Source organism: Kocuria sp. U4B, assembly GCF_054875615.1.
Genome location: NZ_CM142180.1, coordinates 3498792 through 3525154 on the forward strand (window position 1 = coordinate 3498792; position 26363 = coordinate 3525154).

The following is a 26363-nucleotide window of genomic DNA, read 5'->3' on the forward strand; positions in this document are numbered from 1 at the left end:
CGGGGAGGAGTGACGTGAACCAGCCGAGACGACTGCAGATCCTGCAGGCCATCGTGGAGGACTACGTGCACTTCCGGGAGCCCGTGGGCTCGAAGGCGCTCGTGCAGCGCCACCGGCTCGGGGTCTCCTCGGCCACCGTGCGCAACGACATGGCCGCGCTCGAGGAGGAGGGGCTGATCGTCGCCCCGCACACGAGCTCGGGGCGGATCCCCACCGACAAGGGCTACCGCACGTTCGTCGACCAGATCGCCTCCGTCAAGCCCCTCTCGGGGCCCGAGCGGCGGGCGATCCACAGCCTGCTCGACGACGCCGCCGACATCGACGAGGTCATGGAGCGCACCGTGCGCCTGCTCGCCCAGCTCACCCACCAGGTGGCGGTCGTGCAGTACCCGCACGCCTCGGGGGTGACCGTGCGCCACGTCGAGGTCGTCGACCTCGGCGAGGGCCGGGTGCTCGTCGTGCTCATCCCCACGAACGGGCGGGTCGCCCAGCGCGTGGCCGTGCTGCGCGGGTCCCCGGACGAGGCCCAGCTGCTCGAGCTGCGCGCCCGGCTGCTCGCCGCCGTCGTCGGCCGCCCCCTGACGGCGGTGCCGGACGCGCTCCGCGCCCTGACGGCGGGGCTCGCCCCGCCGCTGCAGCCGGCCGCCGCGGCCGTGGCCGAGGCCGTCGCCGCCCTGGCGGCGGGCGGGGCCGAGCACCGCATGGTCATGGCCGGCACCGCCAACCTCGCCCGCGCCACGGGCGACTTCCACCTGAGCATCGGCCCGGTCCTCGAGGCGCTCGAGGAGCAGGTCGTGATGCTGCGCCTGCTCTCCGAGATGGAGCAGGACGCCCGCGGCGTGGCCGTGCGGATCGGCGCGGAGAACGCCGCAGGACCGCTGTCCGAGGCCGCGGTCGTGGCCACCGGCTACGGCCCCGAGGCGCAGTCCAAGGTCGGCGTCGTCGGCCCCATGCGGATGGACTACCCGTCCACGATGGCGGCCGTGCGGGCCGTCGCCCGCTACCTCTCCCGTATCCTCGGGGGCTGAGCCGCGGCCGGCTCCCCCGCACCTCCCGACAGACCTCCCCACAGACCTCTCGACAGAACGGACCACGGTGAGCGATCACTACGAGACCCTGGGCGTGTCCCGGGACGCCAGCCAGGAAGAGATCAAGAAGGCCTACCGCAAGAAGGCCCGCAAGCTGCACCCCGACGTCAACCCCAGCCCCGAGGCGTCGGAGGAGTTCAAGCGCGTCTCCCACGCCAACGACGTCCTCTCCGACCCCGACAAGCGCCGCGTCTACGACGCCACGGGCAACGAGAACGGCACCGACACCGGCTTCGGCGGCGGCTTCCCCGGCACGGGCTTCGGCTTCGCGGACATCTTCGACACGTTCTTCCAGGGTGCCGGCGGAGCGGGCTCCGGGCGCCGCGGCCCCGCGTCCCGCACCCGCCAGGGCCAGGACGCGCTGATCAACGTGCGGGTCTCCCTCAAGGACGCCGTCTTCGGCACGGAGAAGAAGATCACCGTGGACACCGCCGTGGTCTGCCCCACCTGCGACGGCTCCTGCTGCCAGGAGGGCACCCGGCCCGAGACCTGCGAGGTCTGCCACGGCTCCGGGCAGGTCCAGCGCCAGGTCCAGTCGATCCTCGGCACCGTCGTCACCGCCGCCCCGTGCGCCACCTGCCAGGGCTTCGGCACCGTCATCAAGCACCCCTGCCACGAGTGCTACGGGGAGGGCCGGGTGCGCGACCGCCGGCCCCTGACCGTGAAGATCCCGGCCGGCGTGTCCACCGGCAACCGCATCCGGCTCTCGGGCCAGGGCGAGGCCGGCACCGCCGGCGGGCCCAACGGCGACCTCTACGTCGAGCTCAAGGTCGACCCCGACCCCACGTTCGAGCGGCAGGGCGACGACCTGCACGCCCGCGTGCGCGTGCCCATGACCTCTGCGGCCCTCGGGACCACCGTGACCCTCGAGACCTTCGACGGCGAGCGCGAGGTCCCCGTCACCCCCGGGACCCAGACCGGGCACACCGTGACCCTGCACGACCTCGGCGCCACCCGCCTGCGCGGCGGCGGCCGCGGCGAGCTCTTCGTCCACCTCGAGGTCGAGACCCCCACCGGGCTCGACGACGAGCAGCGCGAGCTGCTCGAGCAGCTCGCGCGGCTGCGCGGGGAGGAGCAGGCCACCGGCACGACCCTCGACTCCGCGGCCGGGTCCGGCGGGTTCTTCTCCCGGCTCCGGGACCGGTTCTCCGACCTGTGAGCCTGCCCGTCTTCAAGGTGGACCCGGGCGGGCTCGCCGGGCTGGTCCCCGGGGCGGAGCTCACCGTCACCGGCCCCGAGGCCCGGCACGCCGTGACCGTGCGCCGGCTCGCGCCGGGGGAGGCCCTCGAGCTCGTCGACGGGGCGGGCACCCGCGCCGCCGCGCAGCTCGTGGACGGCGAGAAGGACCGCATGAGCGTGCGGGTCCGGTCCGTGCGCACCGAGCCGGCGCGCCGGCCCCGGCTGGTGCTCGCCCAGGCCCTCGCCAAGGGGGACCGCGACCTGCTGGCCGTGGAGACCGCCACCGAGCTGGGCGTGGACGCCGTCGTGCCCTGGCAGGCCGACCGCTCCATCGTGCGGTGGAAGAAGGAGCGGGCCGCGAAGAGCCACGAGAAGTGGGCCAACACCGTCGCCGCCGCCGCCAAGCAGTCCCGCCGCGCCGCCTGGCCGGAGGTCGCCGCGCTGTGCACCACGGCGGCGCTCGCCGACCTGCTCCGGGAGCCCGGGACCCTCGGGCTCGTGCTGCACGAGGCCGCCGAGCACCCCCTCGCCGGTCCGGCGGGGCTCGTGCCCGGGGCGGGCGGGGCGCCGGAGGGCCCGGGACACCGCCCGGCGTGGGGGAACCCGGAGCGGATCGTGCTGGTCGTCGGCCCGGAGGGCGGCATCGCCCCGGAGGAGCTGGAGCGCCTCGGCGCCGCCGGCGCCCGGACCGTCCGGCTCGGGCCGGAGGTGCTGCGCAGCTCCACGGCCGGGCCCGCGGCCCTCGCGGTGCTCAGCGCCGCGCTGGGGCGCTGGTCGGGCGGGACCGCCTGAGCCCACCGGCTCAGGGGGCGCCGACCACCACGTCCTTGTCGTCGCGCACCGGCCCGCCCTCGGCGTCGCGGCCGATCACGGACACGACGTACTCCCCGGGGGGCAGGTCCACCTCGGCCCGGAACTCCGCCGGGCGGCCCTGCGCGGGGACGACCGTCACGGGCCCGCCGGCGACGGTGCCGTCGTCGTCCTTGGCCGTCACCGTCCACTCACAGTCGCGGACCCCCTCGAGGACGCGGCCCGAGAGGGCGAGGCGCCCGTCCGAGCGGGTGCCCTCCTGCGGGTCCACGAGCCACACCGGCGCCTCGAGCTGCTCGTCGGGCCGCACGGGCTCCCCGAGCCGGACCGAGCCGAAGACCTCCTCGTGGGGCCGCCCGTCGACGAGCAGGACCACCTGGGGCCGCGAGCCCTCCGGCAGCAGCCCGGCGGTGCGCGCCGCGGCCGCCACGGTGTGCGCGAGCTGCTGGAGCGCGAGCCGGGCGTCCTCGGCGGCCAGGTCCTGGCGGAACGCGTCGTCCGGCAGGTCCACGGTGATCGTCCCGTCCGGGGACGTCGAGCTGCCGATCCGGTCCACGGCGTTCCACAGGCTCCGGTAGTCGGGGTCCTCGGGGGCCGCGGCCGTCATCAGCTCGGCGGCCGCCGCGATCGGGTCCGCCGCCCGGGACCCCTCCGGCGGGTCCCGGAACTCGCGGAACAGCAGCTGCTCGCCGTCGGCGCCGCCCACCCAGTAGACCGGCAGCTTCGTGGTCGCCGCGGACCCGCCCGCCGTGCCCCCGGCCGTGGCCCGGTCCGAGCTCCTCGCGGGCGCGGCGCCCGTGCCGTCGGCCGGCGGCGCCTCGCCGCACCCGCCGAGCGCCACGGCGGCCGCCGCGGCCCACGCCGCCGCGCGGCGCGGCGCGCCGGTGCGCCGGGGTGGGGGAGCGGGCATGGGGGTGGGCACCTCGTCCTTCCGGGTCCGGGCTGGGGGGGCGGCGGGGCAGGCGCCCGGGGCCTGGACCGGCCCCCGGCCGGAGGGCCCGCCCAGCAAAGCACAGCCGCCGCGGGCGACCCCAGCCCAGGCGCCCCGGAGCCGGGGACCGATATCAAATCGGAATCTGGGCCGCGCGCGCCGCCCGGTGCGGTGCGCGCGGTACCCTGGAGGGACCACGAACCCCGGCGCGTTCCCGACGCCGGCCGACGAGAGAGCGAGAGCACGGCCCCCGCGGCCGCACCCATGACTGAGACGCTGCCCGGCACCACGCACCCCCTGACGGCCCGCACCGTCATCACCTTCCCCGACCGCGAGACCATGGTCCGCAGCCTCGGCACCGGGGACGACACCCTGCGCCAGGTGGAGGCCGCCTTCCCCGGTCTCGTCACCCGCCCCCGGGGGCTCGAGCTCGGCCTCGAGGGCCCGAGCGCGCCCGTGCAGATCGTCACGACGCTGTTCGAGGAGCTCAAGGTGCTCGCCGGGCGCGAGACCGCGATCACCCCGCAGGTCATCGCCCAGCTGCTCGAGATCATCGGACGGGACCTCTCCGCGCGGCCCAGCGGGGCGCTGACCCAGAACATCCTCTCCAGCCGGGGCCGCAAGATCCGGCCCAAGACCCTGCGGCAGAAGGCCTACGTCGACGCGATCGACGAGCACACCGTGGTCTTCGGCATCGGTCCCGCCGGCACCGGCAAGACCTACCTCGCGATGGCCAAGGCCGTGCAGGCCCTGCAGGCCAAGGAGGTCAACCGGATCATCCTCACGCGCCCGGCGGTGGAGGCCGGCGAGCGGCTCGGCTTCCTGCCGGGCACGCTCAGCGAGAAGATCGACCCCTACCTGCGGCCCCTCTACGACGCGCTGCACGACATGATGGACCCCGACTCGATCCCGCGGCTGATGGAGGCGGGCACCATCGAGGTCGCCCCGCTGGCCTACATGCGCGGGCGCACCCTCAACGACGCCTTCATCATCCTCGACGAGGCCCAGAACACCACGCCGGAGCAGATGAAGATGTTCCTCACCCGGCTCGGCTTCGGCTCCAAGATGGTGATCACCGGGGACGTCACCCAGGTCGACCTCCCCGGGGGCACGTCCTCCGGGCTGCGCCAGGTCCAGCACGTGCTGGGCGGGGTCGAGGACGTCGCGTTCGCGGAGATGACCGCCGAGGACGTGGTCCGCCACGAGCTCGTGAGCCGGATCGTCAGCGCCTACGACGCCTTCGACACGACCAACCGCCGGCGCAACGAGCGCCGGGACCGCAAGGACGCCGCCCGCGCCGCCCGCGAGACCACCGCGGGCGCCGCCCCCGAGGCCCCCGCCGCCGACGGCGGGGCGAGCGCCTGATGGCGGTCGAGTTCGACCTGCAGCACGACCCGGCCGACGTCGCGCCGGCCGACCGGGAGGCCTGGGCGGCGGTCGACGTCGAGCTGCTGGGCCGGCTCGCCGGCTTCGCCCTCGCGCGCCTGCACGTGCACCCCGACGCGGAGCTGTCGATCGCGGTCGTGGACGAGGAGGAGATGGCCCGCCTGCACGTCGAGTGGATGGACCTGCCCGGCCCCACCGACGTCCTGTCGTTCCCCATGGACGAGCTGCGCCCCGGCACCCCGGAGCAGCCCGCGGAGGGCACGCTCGGGGACATCGTGCTGTGCCCGCCGGTCGCCCGCCGCCAGGCCGAGGCCGCGGGGCACCCCATCGCCGACGAGCTGTGCCTGCTCACCGTGCACGGCATCCTGCACCTGCTGGGCCACGACCACGCGGAGCCCGGGGAGCGGCAGGTCATGTTCGCCCTCCAGCGCGACCTGCTCACGGACTTCCTCGGCCGGCCCGCCCCGGTCGAGACCATGGAGTAGGCCGGGTCCATGACCAGCGCCATCCTGATCGCCGCCGCGATCGTCTTCCTCTGCACGGCGTTCGTGCTCACCGCGGCCGAGACGGGGCTGACCTACCTGCCCCGGGCCGAGGCCGAGGCCGTCGTGCGCGACGCCCCCGACTCCGCGGCCGCGAAGGTCCTCGCCACGCCCACCGCCCACCTGCACGCCCTGCGCTTCTGGCGCGTCTGGTTCGAGACGGCCTCCGCCGTGGCCGTCGCGCTCGTGGCCCTGGACGCGCTCGACGACGTGTGGCTGGCCGGGCTGCTCGCCACCGTGGTGATGGCCGCCGTCGGCTTCGTCCTCACGGGCGTCTCGCCCCGCCAGATCGGGCGCAGCAACGCCGTCGGCACCGTCCGCTTCACCGCGGGTCTCGTGCGGGTGCTGCGCGCGGTGCTGGGCCCCGTGCCCGGGCTGCTCGTGCGGCTGGGCTCCGCCGTCGCCCGGGACCCCGGGCACACCGGCCCGGGGTTCCTCACCGAGGAGGAGCTGCTCGAGTTCGTCGACCGCTCCACCGACCAGGACCTCATCGAGGGCGACGAGGCGGAGCTGCTGCACTCGGTCTTCGACCTCGACGACACCAACGTCCGGGCCGTGATGGTCCCGCGCACGGACATGGTCACCGTCGACGACGACGACACGGTCGACAACGCCCTGAACCTGTTCTTCCGCTCCGGCTACTCCCGCATCCCCGTGATCGGCGACAGCGCCGACGACGTGCTGGGCATCCTCTACCAGAAGGACCTCTCCGAGCGGGTGCACCGCGAGGGCACCGACCTCCGCCGGCACGGGCTCGCGCAGCTGGCCCGGGAGGTCCGCTACGTCCCGGAGTCCAAGAAGGTCAACGAGCTGCTGCGCGAGATGCAGCTGGAGTCCATCCACGTGGCGGTCGTCGTCGACGAGTACGGGGGCACCGCCGGGCTCGTGACGCTCGAGGACCTCATCGAGGAGCTGCTGGGCGAGATCGTCGACGAGTACGACCGGGAGAAGCCCGAGGTCGTCGAGCTGGGCGACGGCCGCTACCGCATCTCCGCCGGGCTGGGCGTCGAGGACCTCGGCGACCTGTTCGGCGTGGACCTCGAGGACGACGAGGTCGACACCGCCGGCGGCCTGCTGGCGAAGAGCATCGGCCGGGTGCCCATCGTGGGCTCCCGCGCCACCGTCGAGGGCATCGTCCTCGAAGCCGTGACCCTCGAGGGCCGGCGCAACCGGGTGGGCCAGCTCGAGGTCCGCAAGGACCCGGACTGGGTCCCGCCCGGGTCCACCGCCGTGGACCCGGCCGCCCTGGAGTCCGAGGAGGAGACCCACCACCATGTCTGAGCACGACCGCACCGCACCCGCCGCCGAGCCCGCCGCCGAGCCCGCCGCCCCGTTCCGGGCCGGCTTCGCCGTGCTCGTGGGCCGGCCCAACGCCGGGAAGTCCACGCTCACCAACGCACTGGTCGGGCAGAAGGTGGCGATCACCTCCAACCGGCCCCAGACCACGCGCCACACCATCCGCGGGATCGTGCACCGGCCCGAGGGCCAGCTGGTGCTCGTCGACACCCCGGGGCTGCACCGGCCCCGCACCCTGCTGGGCCAGCGGCTCAACGACCTCGTCGCCGACACCCTCGCCGAGGTCGACGTGATCGGCTTCTGCGTCCCCGCCAACGAGAAGATCGGCCCCGGCGACCGCTTCATCGCCCAGCAGCTCGCCGCGTCCGGCAACAAGCCGGTCGTCGCGATCGTCACGAAGACGGACACCGTCTCGCGCGCGGAGCTCACCGAGCAGCTGCTGGCCGTCACGGAGCTCGGCCGCTCCGTGATGGCGGAGGAGCGCGCGGCCCGCGCCGAACGGGCCGCGCGGAGCGCCCGCAAGCCCCGCCACCGCGCCGGCGGCCCGGCCCCCGCTGCCGCCGGCGCCGACGAGCCCGGCTGGGCCGACGTCATCCCGGTCTCCGCGGTGGACGGCTTCCAGGTCGAGGCCCTCGCGGGGCTGCTCGTCGGGCGGATGCCGGCGTCCCCGCCGCTGTACCCCGACGGGGAGCTCACCGACGAGCCCGAGCTGACGATGGTCGCGGAGCTCGTGCGGGAGGCCGCGCTCGAGGGCGTGCGGGACGAGCTGCCGCACTCGCTCGCCGTCGTCGTCGAGGAGATGGTGCCCCGCGAGGGCCGCCCCGCGGACCGGCCGCTGCTCGACGTGCGCGTCAACGTCTACGTGGAACGGCCCTCCCAGAAGGCCATCGTGATCGGCAAGGGCGGGGCCCGCCTGCGCGAGATCGGCACCAGCTCCCGGACCGCCATCGAGGCCCTGCTCGGCACGAAGGTCTACCTCGACCTGCACGTGAAGGTCGCCAAGGAGTGGCAGCGGGACCCCAAGCAGCTCTCCCGCCTCGGCTTCTGAGCCCCGTCCGGCCCGTTCCCGGCGCCGGGAGCGGGCCCGTGCGGTTAGCATGGCTCCCGGCTCCCGCTCCGGGCGCCGCCCCCCACCCCCCCCCGGACCCCGGCCTCCCGGCCGGGGTCGTCCCAGGAGAAGATCACCGTGTCCACACTGAGCACCGACACCCCCGGCCCGGACCGACCCCGCCGCTGGTCCCGGCGACGCTGGGCGGTGCTGGTGCTCGTCGCGGTCCTGGTCGCGGTGCTGGGGGCCGGCGCCGCGGTGGTGTGGCGCCTGCAGTCGAACCTGAACACGTCCCCGCTGGACCTGGGCAACGGTGCCGCCGCGGTGGAGGACGGGCCCCTGGACGTGCTCGTCATGGGCACCGACACCCGCGAGGGCGAGGGCAACGACCAGTACGGCGACGACGGGGACAGCACGGGCGCCGGCCTCACCGACGTGATGATGCTGGTGCACGTGACGGAGGACCGCGACGAGGTCACGGTCGTGTCCTTCCCGCGGGACCTCGTGGCGGACCTGCCCGAGTGCACGGACCCCGACACGGGCAGCGTCCACCCCGCGGAGGAGCAGGCGATGCTGAACTCCGCGATCGAGAACGGCGGGCCGGGCTGCACGGTCGCCGCCATCAACGAGCTGACCGGGCTGCGGGTCGACCACTTCATGCTCGCCGACTTCAACGCCGTCAAGGAGCTCTCCTCCGCCGTCGGCGGCGTCGAGGTCTGCGTCAACGAGGCCGTCGACGACCCCAAGTCCGGGCTGAAGCTGCCCGCGGGGGTGTCCTCCGTGGAGGGCGAGCAGGCCCTGGCCTTCCTGCGCAGCCGCGCCGCGTTCGGCGACGGCGGCGACGAGAGCCGGATCCGCTCCCAGCAGTCGTTCCTGGCGTCCCTGGCCCGCAAGGTCAAGGCGGAGGGGACGCTCACCGACCTGCCCAAGCTCTACGAGATCGCCGACGTCGCCTCCCGGAACCTGCACGTCGACGAGGACCTCGGCTCCGTGCCCACCATGGTGGGCCTCGCGGGCGCCGTGCGCGGCATCGACCTGGGCAGCATGGCGTTCGTGACCGTGCCCACCGAGGCGTACGAGCCCGACCCCAACCGGCTCCAGCTCCAGGAGGAGGCCTCCGCGGAGCTCTTCGCCGCCCTGCGCGAGGACCGGCCCCTCACCTCCCCCACGGACGCGGCGAGCGGCGCCGCGACCGACGCGCCGTCCTCGTCCGCGGAGCCCTCGGCGTCGGCGACGCCGACCCCGGCCGTGGACCCCGCGACCGTGCCCGTCACGGTCGTCGACGCCTCGGGGGCCGAGAACCGCGACCAGGAGATCGTGGAGCTGCTCGAGGACGCCGGCTACGCCTACGCCGAGCGCGGCCCGGAGGTCACCGAGCTGCCCGGCACGCAGGTCTTCTTCGGGACAGGCTGGTACGAGGCGGCCGTCCAGGTCGCCGAGCTGCTGGGCGTCCCGTCGTCCCAGATCGTGCCGACCACCGCGATCGCGGGCGTGCAGGTCTCGGTGGGGCAGGACTTCACGGAGGGCGACCGGCTCGACGTCGGCTCCGTGCTGCCCGACGACCTCAACGGGCAGACCGCGGAGCAGTTCACCTGCCAGCAGGCCGCCGAGGAGTGGTGAGCCGGGCCCGGGGCGCCGGGGCGCGCCCGGGCGCGTGGTACGTTGGACCCATGCGGACAGGGAAGCTCCTCCTTACGTGCCGCAACGGGGCCTGACCCGTCGAGCGAATGGCCGGCCTCCCGTTGCGGAGTTCCTGATGCCCGGCCACCCGCAGACGTCTCGAGCAGAACAGGCCAACCCCATGCGCAACTTCCAGCAGCCCTCCGGCATGCCGACCCACAAGTACGTCCCGTACCAGGTGCAGTTCCCCGTGGACCTGCCGGACCGCACCTGGCCGGACAAGGTCATCACCGAGGCCCCGCGCTGGTGCGCCGTCGACCTGCGCGACGGCAACCAGGCCCTCATCGACCCCATGAACTCCGACCGCAAGCTCAAGATGTTCGAGCTGCTCGTGCGGATGGGCTACAAGGAGATCGAGGTCGGCTTCCCGTCGGCCTCCCAGACCGACTTCGACTTCGTCCGCCGCCTCATCGAGGAGGACCGGATCCCGGACGACGTGACGATCCAGGTGCTGACCCAGTCGCGCGAGCACCTCATCGAGCGCACCTACGAGGCCATCGACGGCGCCGACCGGGCCATCGTCCACCTGTACAACGCCACCTCCACGCTGCAGCGGCGGGTGGTCTTCGGCCAGGACATGGACGGGATCGTGGACATCGCCCTGACCGGGGCGCGGCTGTGCCTGAAGTACGAGGAGCAGCTGAGGAACACGGCCGTGACCTACGAGTACTCCCCGGAGTCCTACACCGGCACGGAGCTCGAGTTCGCGGCCCGCATCTCCAACGCCGTGGCCGAGACCTTCGAGATCGGCGGGGACCGCCAGATGATTCTCAACCTGCCCGCGACCGTCGAGATGGCGACCCCGAACGTCTACGCGGACTCCATCGAGTGGATGTGCCGCAACCTCTACAACCGCGAGGCCACCGTCGTGTCCCTGCACCCGCACAACGACCGGGGCACCGGCGTGGCCGCGGCGGAGCTGGGCTACCTGGCCGGCGCCGACCGGATCGAGGGCTGCCTGTTCGGCAACGGCGAGCGCACCGGCAACGTGGACCTGGTGACCCTGGGCCTGAACCTGCTCACCCAGGGCGTGGACCCGCAGATCGACTTCTCCGACATCGACGAGATCCGCCGCACCGTGGAGTACTGCAACCAGCTGCCCGTGCCCGAGCGCGCCCCCTACGGCGGCGACCTCGTCTTCACGGCCTTCTCCGGTTCCCACCAGGACGCCATCAAGAAGGGCTTCGAGCAGATGGACAAGGACGCCGCGGCCCAGGGCAAGGCCGTCGACGAGCTGGTCTGGGCGGTGCCCTACCTGCCGATCGACCCCAAGGACCTCGGCCGCACCTACGAGGCCGTGATCCGCGTGAACTCGCAGTCCGGCAAGGGCGGCGTCGCGTACCTGCTCAAGCACGACCACGGCCTGGACCTGCCGCGCCGCGCCCAGATCGAGTTCTCCCGGGTGGTCCAGGAGCACACCGACACCACCGGCGGCGAGGTCTCGGGCGAGCGACTGTGGACGGTGTTCGCCGACGAGTACCTGCCCACCAAGCACGACGGCGGGCCCGGCCGCTGGGGCCGCTACCGGATCACCAGCCTGAGCACCTCCACCGGTGAGGAGGGCGGGGAGACCACCCTGGAGGTCGGCCTGGACGTCGACGGCGTGCAGCACCACCGCACGGCCGAGGGCAACGGCCCGATCGAGGCGCTGCTCGGGATCTTCGCGGCCGAGGGCGTGGACGTGCGCGTGCTGGACTACTCCGAGCACGCCCTCTCCGCGGGCGGCGACGCGCAGGCGGCCAGCTACGTCGAGGCCGCCGTGGGCGAGCGCGTCCTGTGGGGCGTGGGCATCGACGCGAACACGACCCGGGCCTCCCTGAAGGCGGTCGTCTCGGCCGTCAACCGCGCCGTGCGCGACGCCCAGGGCTGAGCCGGCTCCCCACCACGGCGGCGGGCCGCCCCTCCCGGGGGCGGCCCGCCGCCGTCGTGGCGCCCGGGGTGTCCGCCGGGCGTGGGAGAATGGTGCGGTGGCCAGGACGACCTTCGCATCGCGCAGCTACCGGGACGACGCCGTGGTGCTGCGCACCTACAAGCTCGGCGAGGCGGACCGGATCGTCGTGCTGCTCACCCGCGAGCACGGCCAGGTCCGTGCCGTGGCCAAGGGGGTGCGGCGCACCACCTCCCGCTTCGGCTCCCGGCTGGAGCCCTTCAACGTGGCGGAGCTCCAGCTCGTCACCGGGCGCAACCTCGACATCGTCGCGCAGGCCCTGGGCAAGCGCGGCTACGGGTCCGTGATCGCGGCCGACTACGCCAAGTACACCGCGGCCGCCGCGATGGCGGAGGCCGCGGAGAAGTTCACGGAGAACGACGACGAGTCCGCCGCCCAGCAGTACCGGCTGCTCGTGGGCGCGCTGTCGGCCCTGGCGCGCGGGCTGCACGAGCCCGGGGCGGTGCTGGACTCCTACCTGCTGCGGGCGGTCTCCACCGCCGGCTGGGCCCCGAGCTTCACCGACTGCGCCCGGTGCGGCGCCCCGGGCCCGCACGAGGCGTTCTCCGCCCCGCTGGGCGGCGCGGTGTGCCCCGTCTGCCGCCCGCCGGGCGCCGCGGCCCCCGACCCCGCCACCGTCGAGCACCTGTCGGCGCTGCTCACCGGCGCGTGGGAGCGGATCGACGCCGTGGAGCCCCGCACGGCCCGGGCCGCCGCCGGGATCGTGGCCACCTACGTACAGTGGCACCTGGAGAGGGCCGTCCGGTCCCTGAACCTCGTGGAACGGAGCTGACCATGCCCGGCTTTGCCGCCCCGCCCCCGCACCCCAGCGGTGCCCTCGCCCCGGACATCCCGGACCGGTTCGTCCCCCGGCACGTCGCCGTGGTGATGGACGGCAACGGGCGCTGGGCCAACCAGCGCGGCCTGCCCCGCAACGAGGGGCACAAGGCGGGGGAGGCCGCCCTCATCGAGGTCATGGCCGGGGCCATCGAGATGGGCATCCCGTACGTCAGCGCCTACGCCTTCTCCACCGAGAACTGGAAGCGCTCCCTCGACGAGGTGACGTTCCTCATGAACTACACCGCCGACGTCATGGCCCGCCAGCTGCCGACGTTCCAGGAGTGGGGCGTCCGGATCCGCTGGGCCGGGCGCCGGCCGCGGCTGTGGCGGTCGGTGATCAACCGGCTGGAGGAGGCCGAGCGGGCGACCCGGGACAACGACGTCGTGACCCTCACCATGTGCGTGAACTACGGCGGGCGCGCCGAGATCGCCGACGCCGCCGCGGCCATGGCCGCCGACGCGAAGGCGGGCCGGCTCAATCCCCGCAGCATCGACGAGGCCACGGTCCAGCGCTACCTCGACGAACCGGACCTCCCGGACGTCGACCTGTTCCTGCGCTCCTCGGGGGAGCAGCGGATCTCCAACTTCCTGCTGTGGCAGTCCGCCTACGCCGAGCTCGTCTTCCAGGACGTCCTGTGGCCGGACGTCGACCGCCGCACGCTCTGGGAGGCCGTCGAGGCCTACGCCCGCCGGGACCGCCGCTACGGCGGCGCGGTGGACCGCGTCGCGGGCCCGGCCCCGGTCTGACCCCGGGCCCGTCCCGGCCGGGACGCGGGCCGGCTACGCCCCGGGCCCGGGCAGCCGCCCCAGCCACGCGAGCAGCTCCCGCTGGGCGGCGCGCCGCACCGGCCCGCGGGACAGGTGGACGTCGTGGACCGCGCCCTCGTAGGAGCGCACCGTGACCGCCGCGCCGAGGTCCGGCGCGTGCCGGCGGATCTGGCGCACGTCCAGCACGGAGTCCGCCGAGCGCATCTGCTCGGACCACCACGGGCGGATGCAGGAGCGCGCGGAGACCTGGACCAGCACCGGGACCTCGATGCCCAGCCCGCCCGCGACCTCGCGCTGGGCCTGGAGGACGGCGTGGAGCCAGCCCGGGGTGATGCCGAAGCTCGTCTCGGGGCGCCACCGCGGGTCGATCGCCCACTCGCCCTCCGCGCGGTCGCTGAGCACCCGGAAGTAGTGGCTGCGCGGGCGCACCCGCAGGGCCCGGGCGGGCGCGCGCCCGGACGCCCGGGCGAGCACGGGCCGCAGCGCCGTCCCGAGGGCGTCCGCGCCGTGGCAGCCGATCCACGGGGCGACGAGGGCGAGCCCGGCCAGCCGCCCCGGGTGGCGGGCGGCCCACAGCGCGGCCGTGAGCCCGCCGGTGGAGTGGCCCATGAGCACGAGCCGCCCGCCCGGCCCGGGGACGCCGTCCTCGGCCATGACCCGCAGCGCGGCGGCCACGTCGTCGTCGTAGTCGGCGAGATCGGTCGTGTGCCCCGGGCTGGCGGTCTCCTCCGCGAGCACGTCGTCGGTGAGGTTGCGCCCGTAGCCGTGCAGGTCGAGGGCGTAGAACGCCCACCCCGCGCCGGCGAGCGTGCCGGCGAGCTCGGCGTTGAAGAAGTAGTCGGACCACCCGTGCAGGTACAGCACCGCGTCGCGGGGGGCCCGGCGGAAGGCGCCGCCCGCGGGACGGTGGCGGACGACGGTCGCGGTCGCGTGCGGCGCGGACCCGGCCGGCAGCTCGACGGTGCGGGCCTCGAAGCCCGGCCCGAGCACGTCGGGGACCCAGGGGCCCGGGGGAGCGCTCATCGCCTCACCTCGTGTGCAGCTCGGTCGTCGTGCGGGCCCGCCCGGGCGCCGGCGCACCGGGCGGGCGCGGCGGCTGTGGAAGACTGGGCCCATGCGCTTCTACCCTACGTTCTTCAAGGCCGTCTTCTCCCGGATGGACCCGGAGCGGGCCCACCGCGTCGGGTTCCTGGGCATCCGGGCGGCCGGCGCGACGCCGCTGGGCGCGGCGCTGCGCGTGTACACCCGCCCCGACCCCGGCTCGGAGGTCCGGGCCCTGGGCCTGCGCTTCCCCTCGCCGTTCGGGCTGGCCGCCGGCTTCGACAAGGGGGCCGAGGGGATCGGCGCGCTGGCCGACCTGGGCTTCGGGCACGTCGAGATCGGCACCGTGACGGCCCAGGCCCAGCCGGGCAACCCCCGGCCCCGGCTCTTCCGGCTCGTGCGCGACCGCGCCGTGGTCAACCGGATGGGCTTCAACAACGACGGCGCCGAGGCCGTCGCCCCGCGCCTGGCGCAGGCGCGCCGGACGCTGGAGGCCGACCACAGCGGACGGGCCCGCCCGGTGATCGGGGTCAACATCGGCAAGACGAAGGTCGTCCCGCTCGAGGCCGCGGTGGACGACTACCTGCAGAGCACCCGCACCCTCGCCCCGCTCGCGGACTACCTGGTCGTCAACGTGTCCTCGCCCAACACCCCCGGGCTGCGGCAGCTGCAGGAGATCGAGAGCCTGCGCCCGCTGCTGTCCGCGGTGGGCCGCGCCGCCGACGAGGCCGCCGGGCGGCACGTGCCGCTGCTCGTGAAGATCGCCCCCGACCTCTCGGACGACGACGTCCTGGCGGTCGCAGACCTCGCCCTGGACCTGGGGCTGGACGGGATCGTGGCGACCAACACCACGATCGCCCGCGGGGAGCTGGGCCTCGTGTCCCGTCCCGCCGAGATCGAGGCGTGCGGGGCGGGCGGGCTCTCCGGGGCACCCCTGCGGCGGCGCTCCCTTGAAGTGCTGCGGCTGCTGCGCGAGCGGGTGGGGGACCGGCTCGCGCTGGTCTCCGTGGGCGGGGTGACCACGGCGGAGGACGTCCAGGAGCGCCTCGACGCGGGCGCCACCCTGGTCCAGGGCTACACGGCGTTCCTCTACGAGGGACCCTTCTGGGCGCGCCGGATCAACCAGGGCCTCGCCCGGGCCGCGCGGCGCGGCCGCTGAGACGACTCCGCCCCCGTGCCGGTGCGGCACGGGGGCGGAGGAACGGGCGGGGGACGGTCAGGAGGGCCGCTGACCCCGGGCGACCTGCGGCTTGGGCATCCGCAGCCGCCGCATCGTGAAGGAGCGCATGGCGGCGTACCAGCGCACGCCCGGCTCCACCGAGCCGAACTTCGCCTGCAGGACCTTCTTCATCCGGCCGGTCGTCAGGACGGCGTCGACCGCGCCCAGGACCATGAGCGCCCAGATGGCGTAGACGCCGTACGTGGCCACGTACTGGTTGGGGAAGAAGAGGATGAACAGCGCGAGCACCGCCACGACCATGAGGTACTCGGCCACGTTGAACCGGGAGTCCACCCAGTCCCGGGCGAAGCGCCGCTGCGGGCCCTTGTCGCGGGGCCCGAGGAAGCGCTCGTCGCCGGCGGCCATGCCGGCCTGCGCGCGCAGCCGCTGCTCCCGCGCCGCCTCCCGGGACTGCGCCTTGGCGGCCTTGCGGTCCTCCGGGACGAGCGGGCGGCGGCGGGCCGCCTCCTGCTCCTTGCGGCTGGGCGTCGGCCGGCCCTTGCCCGCGGTCTGCCGGGGCGCGGGCGGAGCCCCGGGGGCCCCCCGTTCCGGCAGGGGGGCCTGGGCGGTCACCGACGTGGAACCCGCGCGATCTGCATCCTTCTTGCGTCCAAACACCTGTCAAGGATAGCGGACGGGCGTCCGGCGCCCCGCCGGGACGCGGACGTAGGGTGGGCACCATGACCGAGCCCTACACCCCGTCCGCGCCCCTGCCCGTCGACGCCGTGCGCGAGGCCGTGCACGCCGACATGCCGCGTATCGTCGAGGAGCTCACCGAGCTCGTCGCGATCCCCGGCATCGCCTGGGACTCCTTCGACCCGGAGCAGCTCGAGCGCAGCGCCCGGGCCGTCGCCGGCCTGCTGGCGCAGGCCGGGCTCGACGAGGTCGAGATCCTGCGCGTGCCCCTCGGCAGCACGCCGGGCCGGCCCGCCGTCGTCGCCCGCCGCCGGCCCGCGCCCGGGCGCCCCACCGTCCTGCTCTACGCCCACCACGACGTCCAGCCCCCGGGCCGCCGCGAGCTGTGGTCCTCCGACCCGTTCGCCGCCGAGGAGCGCGACGGCCGCCTCTACGGCCGCGGCGCCGCGGACGACAAGGCCGGGATCATGGCCCACGTCGGGGCGCTGCGGGCCGTGGCCGCGCAGCTCGGGGACGACCTCGGCCTGGGCGTGACGGTCTTCGTCGAGGGGGAGGAGGAGGCCGGGTCCCCGTCCTTCCGGGACTTCCTGGAGGCGTACCGGGACCGGCTGGCCGCCGACGTCATCGTCATCGCCGACTCCTCCAACTGGGAGCTCGGCGTGCCCGCGCTGACCACGAGCCTGCGGGGGATGGTGGGCGCGGTGGTGGAGGTCTCCGTCCTCGACCACGCGGTGCACTCGGGGATGTACGGTGGGCCCGTGCTGGACGCGCCCACCCTCCTGGCGCGCCTCGTCGCCACGTTCCACGACGACGACGGCGCCGTCGCCGTGGCGGGGCTGCACGCCGAGGACAGCACCGACCTGGTCTACGACGAGGACCGGTTCCGGGCCGACGCCGCCGTCCGGGACGGCGTGCGGCTGGCCGGGCGCGGCTCCGTGGCCTCGCGGCTGTGGACGCAGCCGGCCCTGTCCGTCACCGGGATGGACGTCACGCCCGTCGACGTCGCGTCCAACACGATCATCCCGTCCGCGCGCGCCAGGCTCAGCCTGCGGGTCGCCCCCGGCCAGGACCCCGCCGAGGCGGCGGAGGCGCTCCGGCGCCACGTCGAGGCCCACGCTCCCTTCGGCGCGCACGTGCGCTTCGGGCTCGAGGAGACGGGACAGTCCTTCCGCACGGACATGGGCTCCGAGGCGGCCCGCACCGCCCAGTGGGCGCTGGGAGAGGCGTGGGGCCGGCCCGCCGTGGAGACCGGCATCGGGGGCTCCATCCCCTTCACCGCCGACCTCGTCGAGCTCTACCCGGACGCCCAGATCCTCATCACCGGCGTCGAGGACCCCGACTCCCGCGCCCACAGCGCCGACGAGTCGCTGCACCTGGCGGAGTTCGAGCGCGCGGTCCTCGCCGAGGCCCTCCTGCTGCTCGCCCTGGACGCGTCCGGGCGCGACGGCTCCCGGCCCGCCGAGGCGGGCCAGGACGGTCCCGCGGGCCGGGAATGAACCCGGGGCCCGCGCCGTTGTGCCCCACGGTAGACCCGCCGCCGGCTCGACACCGCGCGGCACCCATCCACAGAAAGTGAGCATCATGAGCGTCACGACCGACAACGGCGCCGCAGTGGACGGCCTCCCGACCCACGGCGTCGCCCTGACCGAGGTCGCCGCCGACAAGGTCCGTGCCCTGCTCGAGCAGGAGGGCCGCACCGACCTGCGCCTGCGCGTGGCCGTGCAGCCCGGGGGCTGCTCCGGCCTCATCTACCAGCTGTACTTCGACGAGCGGATCCTGGACGGCGACGCCGTGCGCGACTTCGGCGGCGTCGAGGTCGTCGTGGACAAGATGAGCGTGCCCTACCTCGAGGGCTCGACCGTCGACTTCGAGGACTCGATCTCCAAGCAGGGCTTCTCGATCGACAACCCCAACGCGCAGGGCTCCTGCGCCTGCGGCGACTCCTTCCACTGAGCCGCCCGGCCCTCGCGAAGAGGCCCGTCGTCCCTCCGGGCGGCGGGCCTCTTCGCATGCCCGGAGGCCCCGCCGGCTCCGCCGGGGAGGGCCCCGCCGACACTGACACAGTGTCAGCGGATGTCTGGGACTGGGGGTAAGCTCGGAGGGAAACATTCCCCAAGACTGTGTCCAGGCTCTCGGAACCGGGGCCTTCGGCGCGCAGACGACGAGCACGACAAGAAGAGGAAGGGCCGTCTGTGAGTTCGCACACACGAACCGGCAGCCGTCGCCGCACGGCAAGGGTGTCGGCGGTAGCAGTCCTGGCAGCAGCTGCACTGACAGGATGCTCGGAGGACGCGAAGCTCGGGTGGATGCCCACCGAGCGTGGCACCACCGACAACGCTGACATGATCCTGGACCTGTGGATCGGTTCCTGGATCGCCGCACTGGCCGTGGGCCTGATCACCTGGGGCCTGCTGCTCTGGTGCATGATCGCCTACCGCCGCCGCAAGAACGAGACGGGCTACCCCCGCCAGATCGCCTACCACGCGCCGCTCGAGGTCTTCTACACCGTCGTGCCGATCGCGCTGATCGTCTCGCTGTTCTTCTTCACCGAGCGCACCCAGGCGGCGGTCACCGACCGCCACGCGGACCCCGACGTCACCGTCCAGGTCTACGGCAAGCAGTGGTCCTGGGACTTCAACTACCTCGACGAGGACGTCTACGAGACCGGCACCCAGGCGCACCTGGACGGCCAGGAGGGCGCCCCCGACCGGGTCCCCACCCTGTACCTGCCCGTCGACAGCGAGGTCGAGCTCGTGCTGAACTCGCGCGACTCCCAGCACTCCTTCTGGGTGCCCGCCTTCCTCGAGAAGTCCGACCTGTACCCGGGCCGCACGAACTACCTCAGCTTCACCACCGGGCGCGAGGGCGAGTTCTACGGCAAGTGCGCCGAGCTGTGCGGCGAGTACCACTCCGAGATGCTGTTCAACGTCGCCGTGGTCAGCCAGGCCGAGTACGACGCCCAGATGGAGGCCCTGCGCGCCGCCGGCCAGACGGGCCAGCTCGGCGCGGAGTACGACCGCGACTCGTACCCGGACCCCGGGGAGGAGTTCACGCTGGACTCGCCCGGTGCCGAGTTCCCGGGCAACGTGGACCAGGAAAACGACCAGACTTCGAACAACTAAGGAGTACCGGTGTCTACACTCGAGTATTCACGGGACGAGGCGGCCACCGCGGCTCCGCGCGTGGTGCCCCGGTCCCGGGGACGGTGGGCGGTCAAGCTGCTGACCTCCACCGACCACAAGGTGATCGGCTACCACTACCTGATCTCCGCCTTCGGCTTCTTCTGCATCGCCGGCGTGATGGCGCTGCTGATCCGTGCGGAGCTCTTCCAGCCGGGCATGCAGATCCTGGAGACCAAGGAGCAGTACAACCAGCTGTTCACCATGCACGGCACGCTGATGCTGCTGATGTTCGGCACGCCGCTGTTCACCGGTTTCGCCAACGTGATCGTTCCGCTGCAGATCGGCGCCCCCGACGTCGCCTTCCCGCGGCTGAACGCCCTGTCGTTCTGGTTCTTCCTCTTCGGCTCCCTGATCGCCACCGCGGGGTTCATCACCCCGGCCGGTGCCGCCTCCTTCGGCTGGTTCGCCTACACGCCGCTGAGCAACTCCTCCTTCACCCCCGGCCTCGGCGGTGACCTGTGGGTCTTCGGCCTGGCGCTGTCCGGGTTCGGCACGATCATGGGCGCGCTGAACTTCATCGCCACGATCATCTGCATGCGCGCCCCGGGCATGACCATGTGGCGCATGGGCCTGTTCACCTGGAACTCCCTGATCACCTCCCTGCTGATCATCATGGTCTTCCCGGTCCTCGCAGCGGCGCTGTTCGCCCTCGGCATGGACCGCACCATGGGCGGGCACATCTTCGACCCGGCCAACGGCGGTGCCATCATGTGGCAGCACCTGTTCTGGTTCTTCGGCCACCCCGAGGTCTACGTGCTCGCGCTGCCGTTCTTCGGCATCGTCTCGGAGATCATCCCGGTGTTCTCGCGCAAGCCGCTGTTCGGCTACAAGGGCCTGGTCTTCGCCACGATCGCCATCGCGGCCCTGTCCGTGACGGTCTGGGCGCACCACATGTACGTCACCGGCGCCGTGATGCTGAGCTTCTTCGCGTTCATGACCATGATGATCGCGGTCCCCACCGGCGTGAAGTTCTTCAACTGGATCGGCACCATGTGGCAGGGCTCGATCACCTTCGAGACCCCGATGCTGTGGGTGCTGGGCTTCCTGTTCACCTTCCTCTTCGGCGGTCTCACCGGCGTCATCCTGGCCACTCCGCCGCTGGACTTCCACGTCTCCGACAGCTACTTCGTGGTCGCGCACTTCCACTACGTGATCTTCGGGACCGTGGTGTTCGGCATGTTCGCCGGGTTCTACTTCTGGTGGCCGAAGTTCACGGGGTACTTGCTCAACGAGCGCATCGGCAAGATCCACTTCTGGATCCTGTTCGTGGGCTTCCACACGACGTTCCTCATCCAGCACTGGCTGGGCGTTGACGGCATGCCGCGCCGCTACGCGGACTACATGCCCGAGGACGGGTTCACCTGGATGAACCAGATCTCCACGGCCGGGGCGATGCTGCTCGGGCTGTCGATGATCCCGTTCTTCTGGAACGTGTACACCACGCACAAGAACGGCCAGAAGGTCGAGGTCGACGACCCGTGGGGCTTCGGCGGATCCCTCGAGTGGGCGACCTCCTGCCCCCCGCCGCGCCACAACTTCACCTCGCTGCCGCGCATCCGCTCCGAGCGGCCCGCGCTCGACCTGCACCACCCCGAGCTGGCCGCGGAGTCCCCGCAGCAGAGCCCGGTCGACGACGGCGCGATCGCCGCACGGAAGGGCTGAGCATGAAACTGTCCATCAACCTCTTCGTCCTGCTGGGCGTCTTCTGCCTGCTCGCCGGCGTCGTGTACGCCTTCCTGTCCGACTTCACCGACCTCGTCGGCTTCCCCGCGCTGCTGGGCGTCGGCCTGATGTCCCTCATGCTCGCGGTGTACCTGTGGCTGGTCGACCGGAACACGGGCGGGATGCTCCCCGAGGACAAGCTCGACGGCGAGATCGTCGAGTCCGCCGGGGAGTACGGCCACTTCTCTCCGTGGAGCTGGTGGCCCCTGCTGATCGGTGTCGGCTGCGCCCTGGCGGTGCTGGCCATGGCCATCGACTGGTGGATGCTCATGCTCGCGCTGCCCGTGGTGGCGATCGCCCTCGTGGGTCTCGTCTTCGAGCACTCCCGGGGTGAGCACGCCCACTGAGCGGCCTGCGCCCCGAGCTGCGCAGAGGCCCCGGACACCCTACGGTGTCCGGGGCCTCTTCCCGTTCCACCGCCCACCCGCGGCCCCACCGAACCCCGTCTGCCGCCGGGTGACCCCCTCCCGGGTGCCGCGGTGAGCCGCCGCCGGCTCGGTCCTCGCCCGGGCACCGTCGGCGGCTCGTCACGCTGGCGGCGACCTCCACCGATCGGACCGGGGGAGCCGCGACGGGTGCGGGGGCGCGTGGTCTCCCACGTCGCCGGCGGCGCCTCCCCGCACCGGGGGACGGCCACGAGACCGGCCTGTACCGTCCTCCCGGGCCCGCACCGTGCCGGCCGAGTCCGCGGGTCGACATCGTACGGCGCTCGGCCTGCAGCGGCGGCCCAGGGGCGCGTGCAGGGCGCCCCACCCGCCGTGCGCCCCGCCCGTGCCCCATGCCCGGCCAGGCGGCAGAGGCGGGGGAGCTGCCGGGTCAGGACGGCCGACCGGGGCCCGGGCGGTGTCCGCGCCGCCTGCTGCTGCGAGGTCCGGCTCGGGCGGCTGCGGCACGGCCACGGCGGGCCCTGCGTGGGGCCCACGTGACCCGGCCCGTTGCCGGTCTCCCGAGGCGCGCGGTCCCGAGACGCCGGCGGTGGCGTCGTCCGGTTGCCATCCTGCGCGGTCCGGGCCTGTGCCGCCGGCAGTGCCGGCTCCGACCGCCTCATCCCCGTCGCGACCGCTGCGCCGCAGTGCGGTCGTCCCAGCCCTCGGCAGGCACGCGGCACCACGGGGGCGCGGCCCGGTGGAAGCACCGCCCGGCGGGCGGCGTGCACTCGATGAGCCCGGCGACCGCAACCGCCGCTCCCCGCGGACCGACAAGGGCCGGACGCTCGTCGGCCGGGCGGTGACCAGGGCTCGGGCGTCCTCCCGGGCGTCGTCGAACCCGGAAGGCCTGGAGAGCCGGCGCCGGCCGGGACCCGGGCGGACAGGCGGGCCCGGCGGAGGCCCGGCTCGGCGAAGCCGGCCGGGACCGACGACGCGGACAGGAAGCGGTGCCCCTGCACCGTGCGCGGATGCTCCTGGGCACGCGGCGGGTCGCTCCCACGGGACCGCAGTGGGGCGCGAGCGTCCGGTGCTCCATACCCAGCAACGGTGTCTCCGACGCTGGACGGCGTGCCGCGGCGGTGTGGGGCTCGACACCCGTGTTCCCGTCCGTCTGAGCCCCGCAGGGGGGGCGTGGCCTGTCCCGCGGACCGTGCGTGTCCTGGTGGCCCCCGTCGCAGCGGGTCCGGCAACGTCTCTGTCGCGGACGTCCACGACTGGACGTGGCAGGCGCACCGGGCAACCGCTGGCGTCCGGCCATCGGAGCAGCCGCGTTCCTCCGGCGCTGGCCGACGTGTGCGCAGAGGGGACCGACCGAGGGGTCGAGTCGGCGGAAGAGCCGGGGCGCCGGAGCCGCCGGTCCCGCATCGGCTCGATGGCCGGTGGCGGCTGCCGCCTCGTTCCTCGACCCCCCAGCGGGCGACCAGCACGAGCCGCGACGGCCCCCCAGTGTCGTCCGACGCCCCGCCCCGCCCAGCGCACCGCAGCCTGCGGCTGAGGGGGCTCCCGGCACTGCTACCGCCCCGACAGCCGAGGACGCGCTCCCGACCGCCCGGCCCGCCGGGAGCGTCCCGGCCGGTCCTCCGGGCCCACGCGCGGATCCCGGTTCCACGGCAGCGGTGGCGGGCTGGGCGCCAGCAATGCCGATCGGCCCCGGCGGCGGCACGTGCCGACGCCACCATCTCCGGTCCCGAGGCATGCCTGCACGCGCCGGCCCGTGCCCCCCCCTCCCGACGGTGCAGCGGGGCGAGCACGGGCGTCAGCATATGGAACACCCCCCCGGCTCGGGCGAGAAGGGCCACGGCAGAAGACGAGGGCCCCGAGAGGAATGATCCTCTCGGGGCCCTCGTCAGCAGGGAAGTCGCCGGGTCAGCGGACGAGCTCCTTGTCCTGCGTGCCGGCCGTGACGGCCTCGTGGTGGTGGTGCGCCGCCTCGAGCTCGGCGGGCGTCACCGGGGCGACGCGGTCCTCGAAGAACCAGCGGCTGATCCGGCCGCGTGCCTTCTCGAGGCCCGTGATCTTGCCCTTGCCGTTGGGCTCCGCCGGCTGCACCTGGTAGTCCGGGAAGGCGACGAGACGGTACCGCTTGTACTCGTCGATCGGCTCGTGCACCTCGATGAACTCACCGTGGGGCAGCTGCTGCACCCGGCCGGTCTCGCGGCCGTGCAGGACGATCTCCCGGTCCTTGCGCTGGAGCGCCAGGCAGACGCGCCGCGTGATGATGAACCCGAGGATCGGGCCCACGAAGTACGCGGTGCGCAGCCAGTAGATGACGTCGTTGAGGGAGACGTGGAAGTGGGTGGCGATGAGGTCGCCGGAGGCGGAGACCAGCATGACCGTGTAGAAGACCACGCCTGCCACGCCCATCGCGGTGCGGAACGGCGCGTTGCGCGGCCGGTCCAGGAGGTGGTGCTCCCGGTCGTCCTTCGTGACCCACCGCTCGAGCCACGGCCACGCGGCCATGAGCGCGAACAGGATCATGATCGGGACCATCGGCAGCAGCACGTTGAAGGGGATCGACATGCCCCAGAAGGTCCACTCCCAGCTGAACGGCCAGTTGCCGGGCATGAGGCGCACGGCCCCGTCGGTGAAGCCCATGTACCAGTCCGGCTGCGAGCCGGCCTGGACCGGCGAGGGGTCGTACGGGCCGTAGTTCCAGATCGCGTTGATCGTGGTGGTCGCGGCCAGCAGGGCCATGATGCCGAACACGATGAAGAAGAACCCGCCCGCCTTGGCGGCGTACACCGGGCCGACCGGGAAGCCCACGACGTTGTTCTCGGTGCGGCCGGGGCCGGGGAACTGGGTGTGCTTGTGGACGACGACCATGAACAGGTGCACCACGATCAGCCCGAGGATCGCCGCGGGGATCAGCAGCACGTGGATGATGTACAGGCGCGGGATGATGTCGTGGCCCGGGAACTCGCCGCCGAACAGGAACATCGACAGGTAGGCGCCCACGATGGGGATCGCCTTCAGGATGGCGTCGGCGATGCGCAGGCCGTTGCCCGAGAGGACGTCGTCAGGCAGGGAGTAGCCGGTGAAGCCGGCCACGATCGCCAGGAGGAACAGGCCCACGCCGACGAGCCAGTTGAGCTCGCGCGGGCGGCGGAACGCCCCGGTGAAGAACACGCGGAGCATGTGCACCGACACGGAGGCGGCGAACACGAGCGCCGACCAGTGGTGGAGCTGGCGGAGGAAGAGGCCACCGCGGATGTCGAAGGAGATGTCGAGCGACGACACGTAGGCCGCCGACATCTCGACACCCTGCATGGGTACGTAGCTGCCCTCGTACTCCATGGACGCCATGGACGGGTCGAACCACAGGGCGAGGAAGGTGCCGGAGAGCAGCAGGATGACGAAGGTGTACAGCGCCACCTCGCCGAACATGAAGGACCAGTGGTCCGGGAAGATCTTGCGGCCGAACTCCTTCACGATCGGCGACATGCCGACGCGGGTGTCGACGAAGTTCGCGATCCGACCGGTGCTGGTCTGCGGCTTGTACTCGTAGTCAGTGGACGTGGACATCAGTTTGCCTCACCCTGCATCTCTTCGACATGGGTACCCCGCTGCGAGTAGGTGGGGCCCACCGGCTCGTGGAAGTCGCTCCGGGCCACGAGGTAGCCGTCGGCGTCGACCGTGATGGGCAGCTGCGGGAGGGGACGGGCGGCTGGCCCGAAGATGACCTCGCACTCGTTGGTGAGGTCGAACGTGGACTGGTGGCACGGGCACAGCAGGTGGTGGGTCTGCTGCTCGTAGAGCGCGACGGGGCAGCCGACGTGCGTGCACACCTTCGAGTAGGCGAAGATGCCGTCGACGTTCCAGTCCGCGCGGTCGGGGGAGACGTTGACCGACTCCGGGTCCAGGCGCATGAGCAGGACCACGGCCTTGGCCTTCTCGTCGAGGTAGCCCTCGTGGTGGCTGAGCTCGTTGAGGTTCTCCGGGACGACGTGGAAGGTGGAGCCCAGCGTGACGTCCGAGGCCTTGATCGGAGTCCCGGACGGGTCGCGCACCAGGCGCACGCCCTCGTCCCACAGGGTCTCCTTGAGCGGGTCCAGGTTGGTCGGGCCGAGGTCCTTGAGGAGACCGATGAACGGCAGGGGAGCGACGACCGCCGCGCCGATCAGGGTGTTGCGCAGCAGCGGGCGGCGCTTGATGCCCGACTCGTCGTAGACCGTGGTGAGGATGCTCTGCGCGTCGGCGCGCTGCTCCTCGGTGCGCACGGCGTGCCGGCTCTCGACGAGCTCGTGGTCGGGCATGAGGGTCCGGGCCCAGTGCACGACGCCGATCCCGATCCCGAACATGGCCAGGGCGATGCCCAGCCCGAGCAGGAGGTTCTGCAGGCGCAGGGCGTCGGTGGCCGTGGGGTTCGTGACGTCGTAGAGCGGTCCCTCGACCCGGACACCGAAGTACCCGACGAAGAACATCACCGATCCGAGGATCGAGATCAGGAACAGCAGCGACACCTGCCGTTCGGCCCGCTTCGCCGCCTTGGACTCGACGTCCGTGAGGCGGGGGCGGTGCGGGGGCAGCCCGGGGTCGGGGAAACGCTCCATCTCCGTGGTGCCCGTAGTGGCAACGGTTCCCGACTGGTGGGGAGTGCCGTCACTGTGGCTTCCCATGTGGTCCCTCATTCTTCTCTTGGT

General features: G+C 73.3%; 22 protein-coding genes. 17 read left to right on the forward strand and 5 right to left on the reverse strand.

The genetic code is table 11. The features are described from left to right. Positions 1–14: 14 nt before the first annotated feature. From hrcA to ACYSMR_RS16245, 3 genes are all read left to right on the forward strand, one after another. Positions 15–1028: a heat-inducible transcriptional repressor HrcA gene (hrcA, locus tag ACYSMR_RS16235; RefSeq protein WP_461746532.1), complete on the forward strand. Its 1014-nt coding sequence runs from the start codon at positions 15–17 to the stop codon at positions 1026–1028. A 67-nt stretch (positions 1029–1095) separates the two neighbouring features. Continuing rightward, positions 1096–2247: a molecular chaperone DnaJ gene (dnaJ, locus tag ACYSMR_RS16240; protein ID WP_461746534.1), complete on the forward strand. Its 1152-nt coding sequence runs from the start codon at positions 1096–1098 to the stop codon at positions 2245–2247. Further along, a complete protein-coding gene (locus ACYSMR_RS16245; RefSeq protein WP_461746536.1) occupies positions 2244–3059 on the forward strand; it encodes a 16S rRNA (uracil(1498)-N(3))-methyltransferase in 816 nt (271 codons plus the stop codon). Before dnaJ ends, ACYSMR_RS16245 begins: the two co-directional genes overlap by 4 nt. Positions 3060–3069: 10 nt before the next feature. On the opposite strand, the gene ACYSMR_RS16250 is transcribed toward ACYSMR_RS16245, so the two are convergent. Beyond that, positions 3070–3987: a GerMN domain-containing protein gene (locus ACYSMR_RS16250; RefSeq protein ID WP_461746538.1), complete on the reverse strand. Its 918-nt coding sequence runs from the start codon at positions 3985–3987 to the stop codon at positions 3070–3072. A gap of 285 nt (positions 3988–4272) precedes the next feature. On the opposite strand from ACYSMR_RS16250, the gene ACYSMR_RS16255 reads away from it, so the two are divergent. The 8 genes from ACYSMR_RS16255 (at position 4273) to ACYSMR_RS16290 (ending at position 13474) form a co-directional block, all read left to right on the forward strand. After that, complete coding sequence (locus ACYSMR_RS16255) at positions 4273–5373, forward strand: PhoH family protein (RefSeq protein ID WP_309125280.1); 1101 nt, start codon at positions 4273–4275, stop codon at positions 5371–5373. Further along, entirely contained in the window at positions 5373–5879 is a 507-nt protein-coding gene (gene ybeY / locus ACYSMR_RS16260) for an rRNA maturation RNase YbeY (RefSeq protein WP_461746540.1), read from the forward strand. The genes ACYSMR_RS16255 and ybeY overlap by 1 nt, the downstream gene beginning before the upstream one ends. 9 nt (positions 5880–5888) lie before the next feature. Further along, entirely contained in the window at positions 5889–7217 is a 1329-nt protein-coding gene (locus tag ACYSMR_RS16265; RefSeq protein WP_309125279.1) for a hemolysin family protein, read from the forward strand. Further along, positions 7210–8280, forward strand: coding sequence for a GTPase Era (locus ACYSMR_RS16270; protein ID WP_461746543.1), 1071 nt, complete (start codon positions 7210–7212; stop codon positions 8278–8280). The genes ACYSMR_RS16265 and ACYSMR_RS16270 overlap by 8 nt, the downstream gene beginning before the upstream one ends. 138 nt (positions 8281–8418) lie before the next feature. Further along, complete coding sequence (locus tag ACYSMR_RS16275) at positions 8419–9900, forward strand: LCP family protein (RefSeq protein WP_251332620.1); 1482 nt, start codon at positions 8419–8421, stop codon at positions 9898–9900. Between the two features lie 181 nt (positions 9901–10081). Continuing rightward, positions 10082–11830, forward strand: coding sequence for a 2-isopropylmalate synthase (gene leuA, locus ACYSMR_RS16280; protein ID WP_461748040.1), 1749 nt, complete (start codon positions 10082–10084; stop codon positions 11828–11830). Positions 11831–11927: 97 nt separating this feature from the next. Beyond that, the gene (gene recO / locus ACYSMR_RS16285) at positions 11928–12680 is read left to right on the forward strand and encodes a DNA repair protein RecO (RefSeq protein WP_309125277.1); all 753 of its coding nucleotides are present in this window, start codon (positions 11928–11930) and stop codon (positions 12678–12680) included. 2 nt (positions 12681–12682) lie between these two features. Then, the gene (locus tag ACYSMR_RS16290; protein WP_251332618.1) at positions 12683–13474 is read left to right on the forward strand and encodes an isoprenyl transferase; all 792 of its coding nucleotides are present in this window, start codon (positions 12683–12685) and stop codon (positions 13472–13474) included. 33 nt (positions 13475–13507) lie between these two features. Here the strand turns inward: ACYSMR_RS16290 and ACYSMR_RS16295 are convergent, their stop codons facing one another. After that, positions 13508–14518 (reverse strand): alpha/beta hydrolase, encoded by a 1011-nt coding sequence (locus ACYSMR_RS16295; RefSeq protein WP_309125276.1) that lies wholly within the window; start codon positions 14516–14518, stop codon positions 13508–13510. 91 nt (positions 14519–14609) lie between these two features. On the opposite strand from ACYSMR_RS16295, the gene ACYSMR_RS16300 reads away from it, so the two are divergent. Continuing rightward, the gene (locus tag ACYSMR_RS16300; RefSeq protein WP_461746547.1) at positions 14610–15695 is read left to right on the forward strand and encodes a quinone-dependent dihydroorotate dehydrogenase; all 1086 of its coding nucleotides are present in this window, start codon (positions 14610–14612) and stop codon (positions 15693–15695) included. A 57-nt stretch (positions 15696–15752) separates the two neighbouring features. Here the strand turns inward: ACYSMR_RS16300 and ACYSMR_RS16305 are convergent, their stop codons facing one another. Continuing rightward, positions 15753–16328: a DUF3043 domain-containing protein gene (locus ACYSMR_RS16305; protein ID WP_461746549.1), complete on the reverse strand. Its 576-nt coding sequence runs from the start codon at positions 16326–16328 to the stop codon at positions 15753–15755. 107 nt (positions 16329–16435) lie between these two features. Between ACYSMR_RS16305 and ACYSMR_RS16310 the strand changes: the two genes are divergently transcribed. The 5 genes from ACYSMR_RS16310 to ACYSMR_RS16330 all read left to right on the forward strand — a co-directional run bounded on the left by ACYSMR_RS16310 (position 16436) and on the right by ACYSMR_RS16330 (position 21642). Continuing rightward, entirely contained in the window at positions 16436–17887 is a 1452-nt protein-coding gene (locus tag ACYSMR_RS16310; protein ID WP_461746551.1) for a M20/M25/M40 family metallo-hydrolase, read from the forward strand. Between the two features lie 85 nt (positions 17888–17972). Beyond that, positions 17973–18344, forward strand: a complete 372-nt coding sequence (locus tag ACYSMR_RS16315) for a HesB/IscA family protein (RefSeq protein ID WP_251332613.1) — start codon at positions 17973–17975, stop codon at positions 18342–18344. Positions 18345–18583: 239 nt separating this feature from the next. After that, positions 18584–19513, forward strand: a complete 930-nt coding sequence (ctaC, locus tag ACYSMR_RS16320) for an aa3-type cytochrome oxidase subunit II (protein ID WP_251332612.1) — start codon at positions 18584–18586, stop codon at positions 19511–19513. 9 nt (positions 19514–19522) lie between these two features. After that, on the forward strand, positions 19523–21235 hold the full coding sequence (gene ctaD / locus ACYSMR_RS16325) for an aa3-type cytochrome oxidase subunit I (protein WP_251332611.1): 1713 nt from the start codon (positions 19523–19525) through the stop codon (positions 21233–21235). A 2-nt stretch (positions 21236–21237) separates the two neighbouring features. Beyond that, the gene (locus tag ACYSMR_RS16330) at positions 21238–21642 is read left to right on the forward strand and encodes a cytochrome c oxidase subunit 4 (RefSeq protein ID WP_251332610.1); all 405 of its coding nucleotides are present in this window, start codon (positions 21238–21240) and stop codon (positions 21640–21642) included. A gap of 1947 nt (positions 21643–23589) precedes the next feature. Here the strand turns inward: ACYSMR_RS16330 and qcrB are convergent. Together qcrB and qcrA are read right to left on the reverse strand one after the other, a co-directional pair. Then, complete coding sequence (qcrB, locus tag ACYSMR_RS16335) at positions 23590–25245, reverse strand: cytochrome bc1 complex cytochrome b subunit (protein ID WP_251332609.1); 1656 nt, start codon at positions 25243–25245, stop codon at positions 23590–23592. Next, on the reverse strand, positions 25245–26339 hold the full coding sequence (gene qcrA / locus ACYSMR_RS16340; RefSeq protein WP_445298419.1) for a cytochrome bc1 complex Rieske iron-sulfur subunit: 1095 nt from the start codon (positions 26337–26339) through the stop codon (positions 25245–25247). Before qcrA ends, qcrB begins: the two co-directional genes overlap by 1 nt. Positions 26340–26363: the final 24 nt, after the last annotated feature.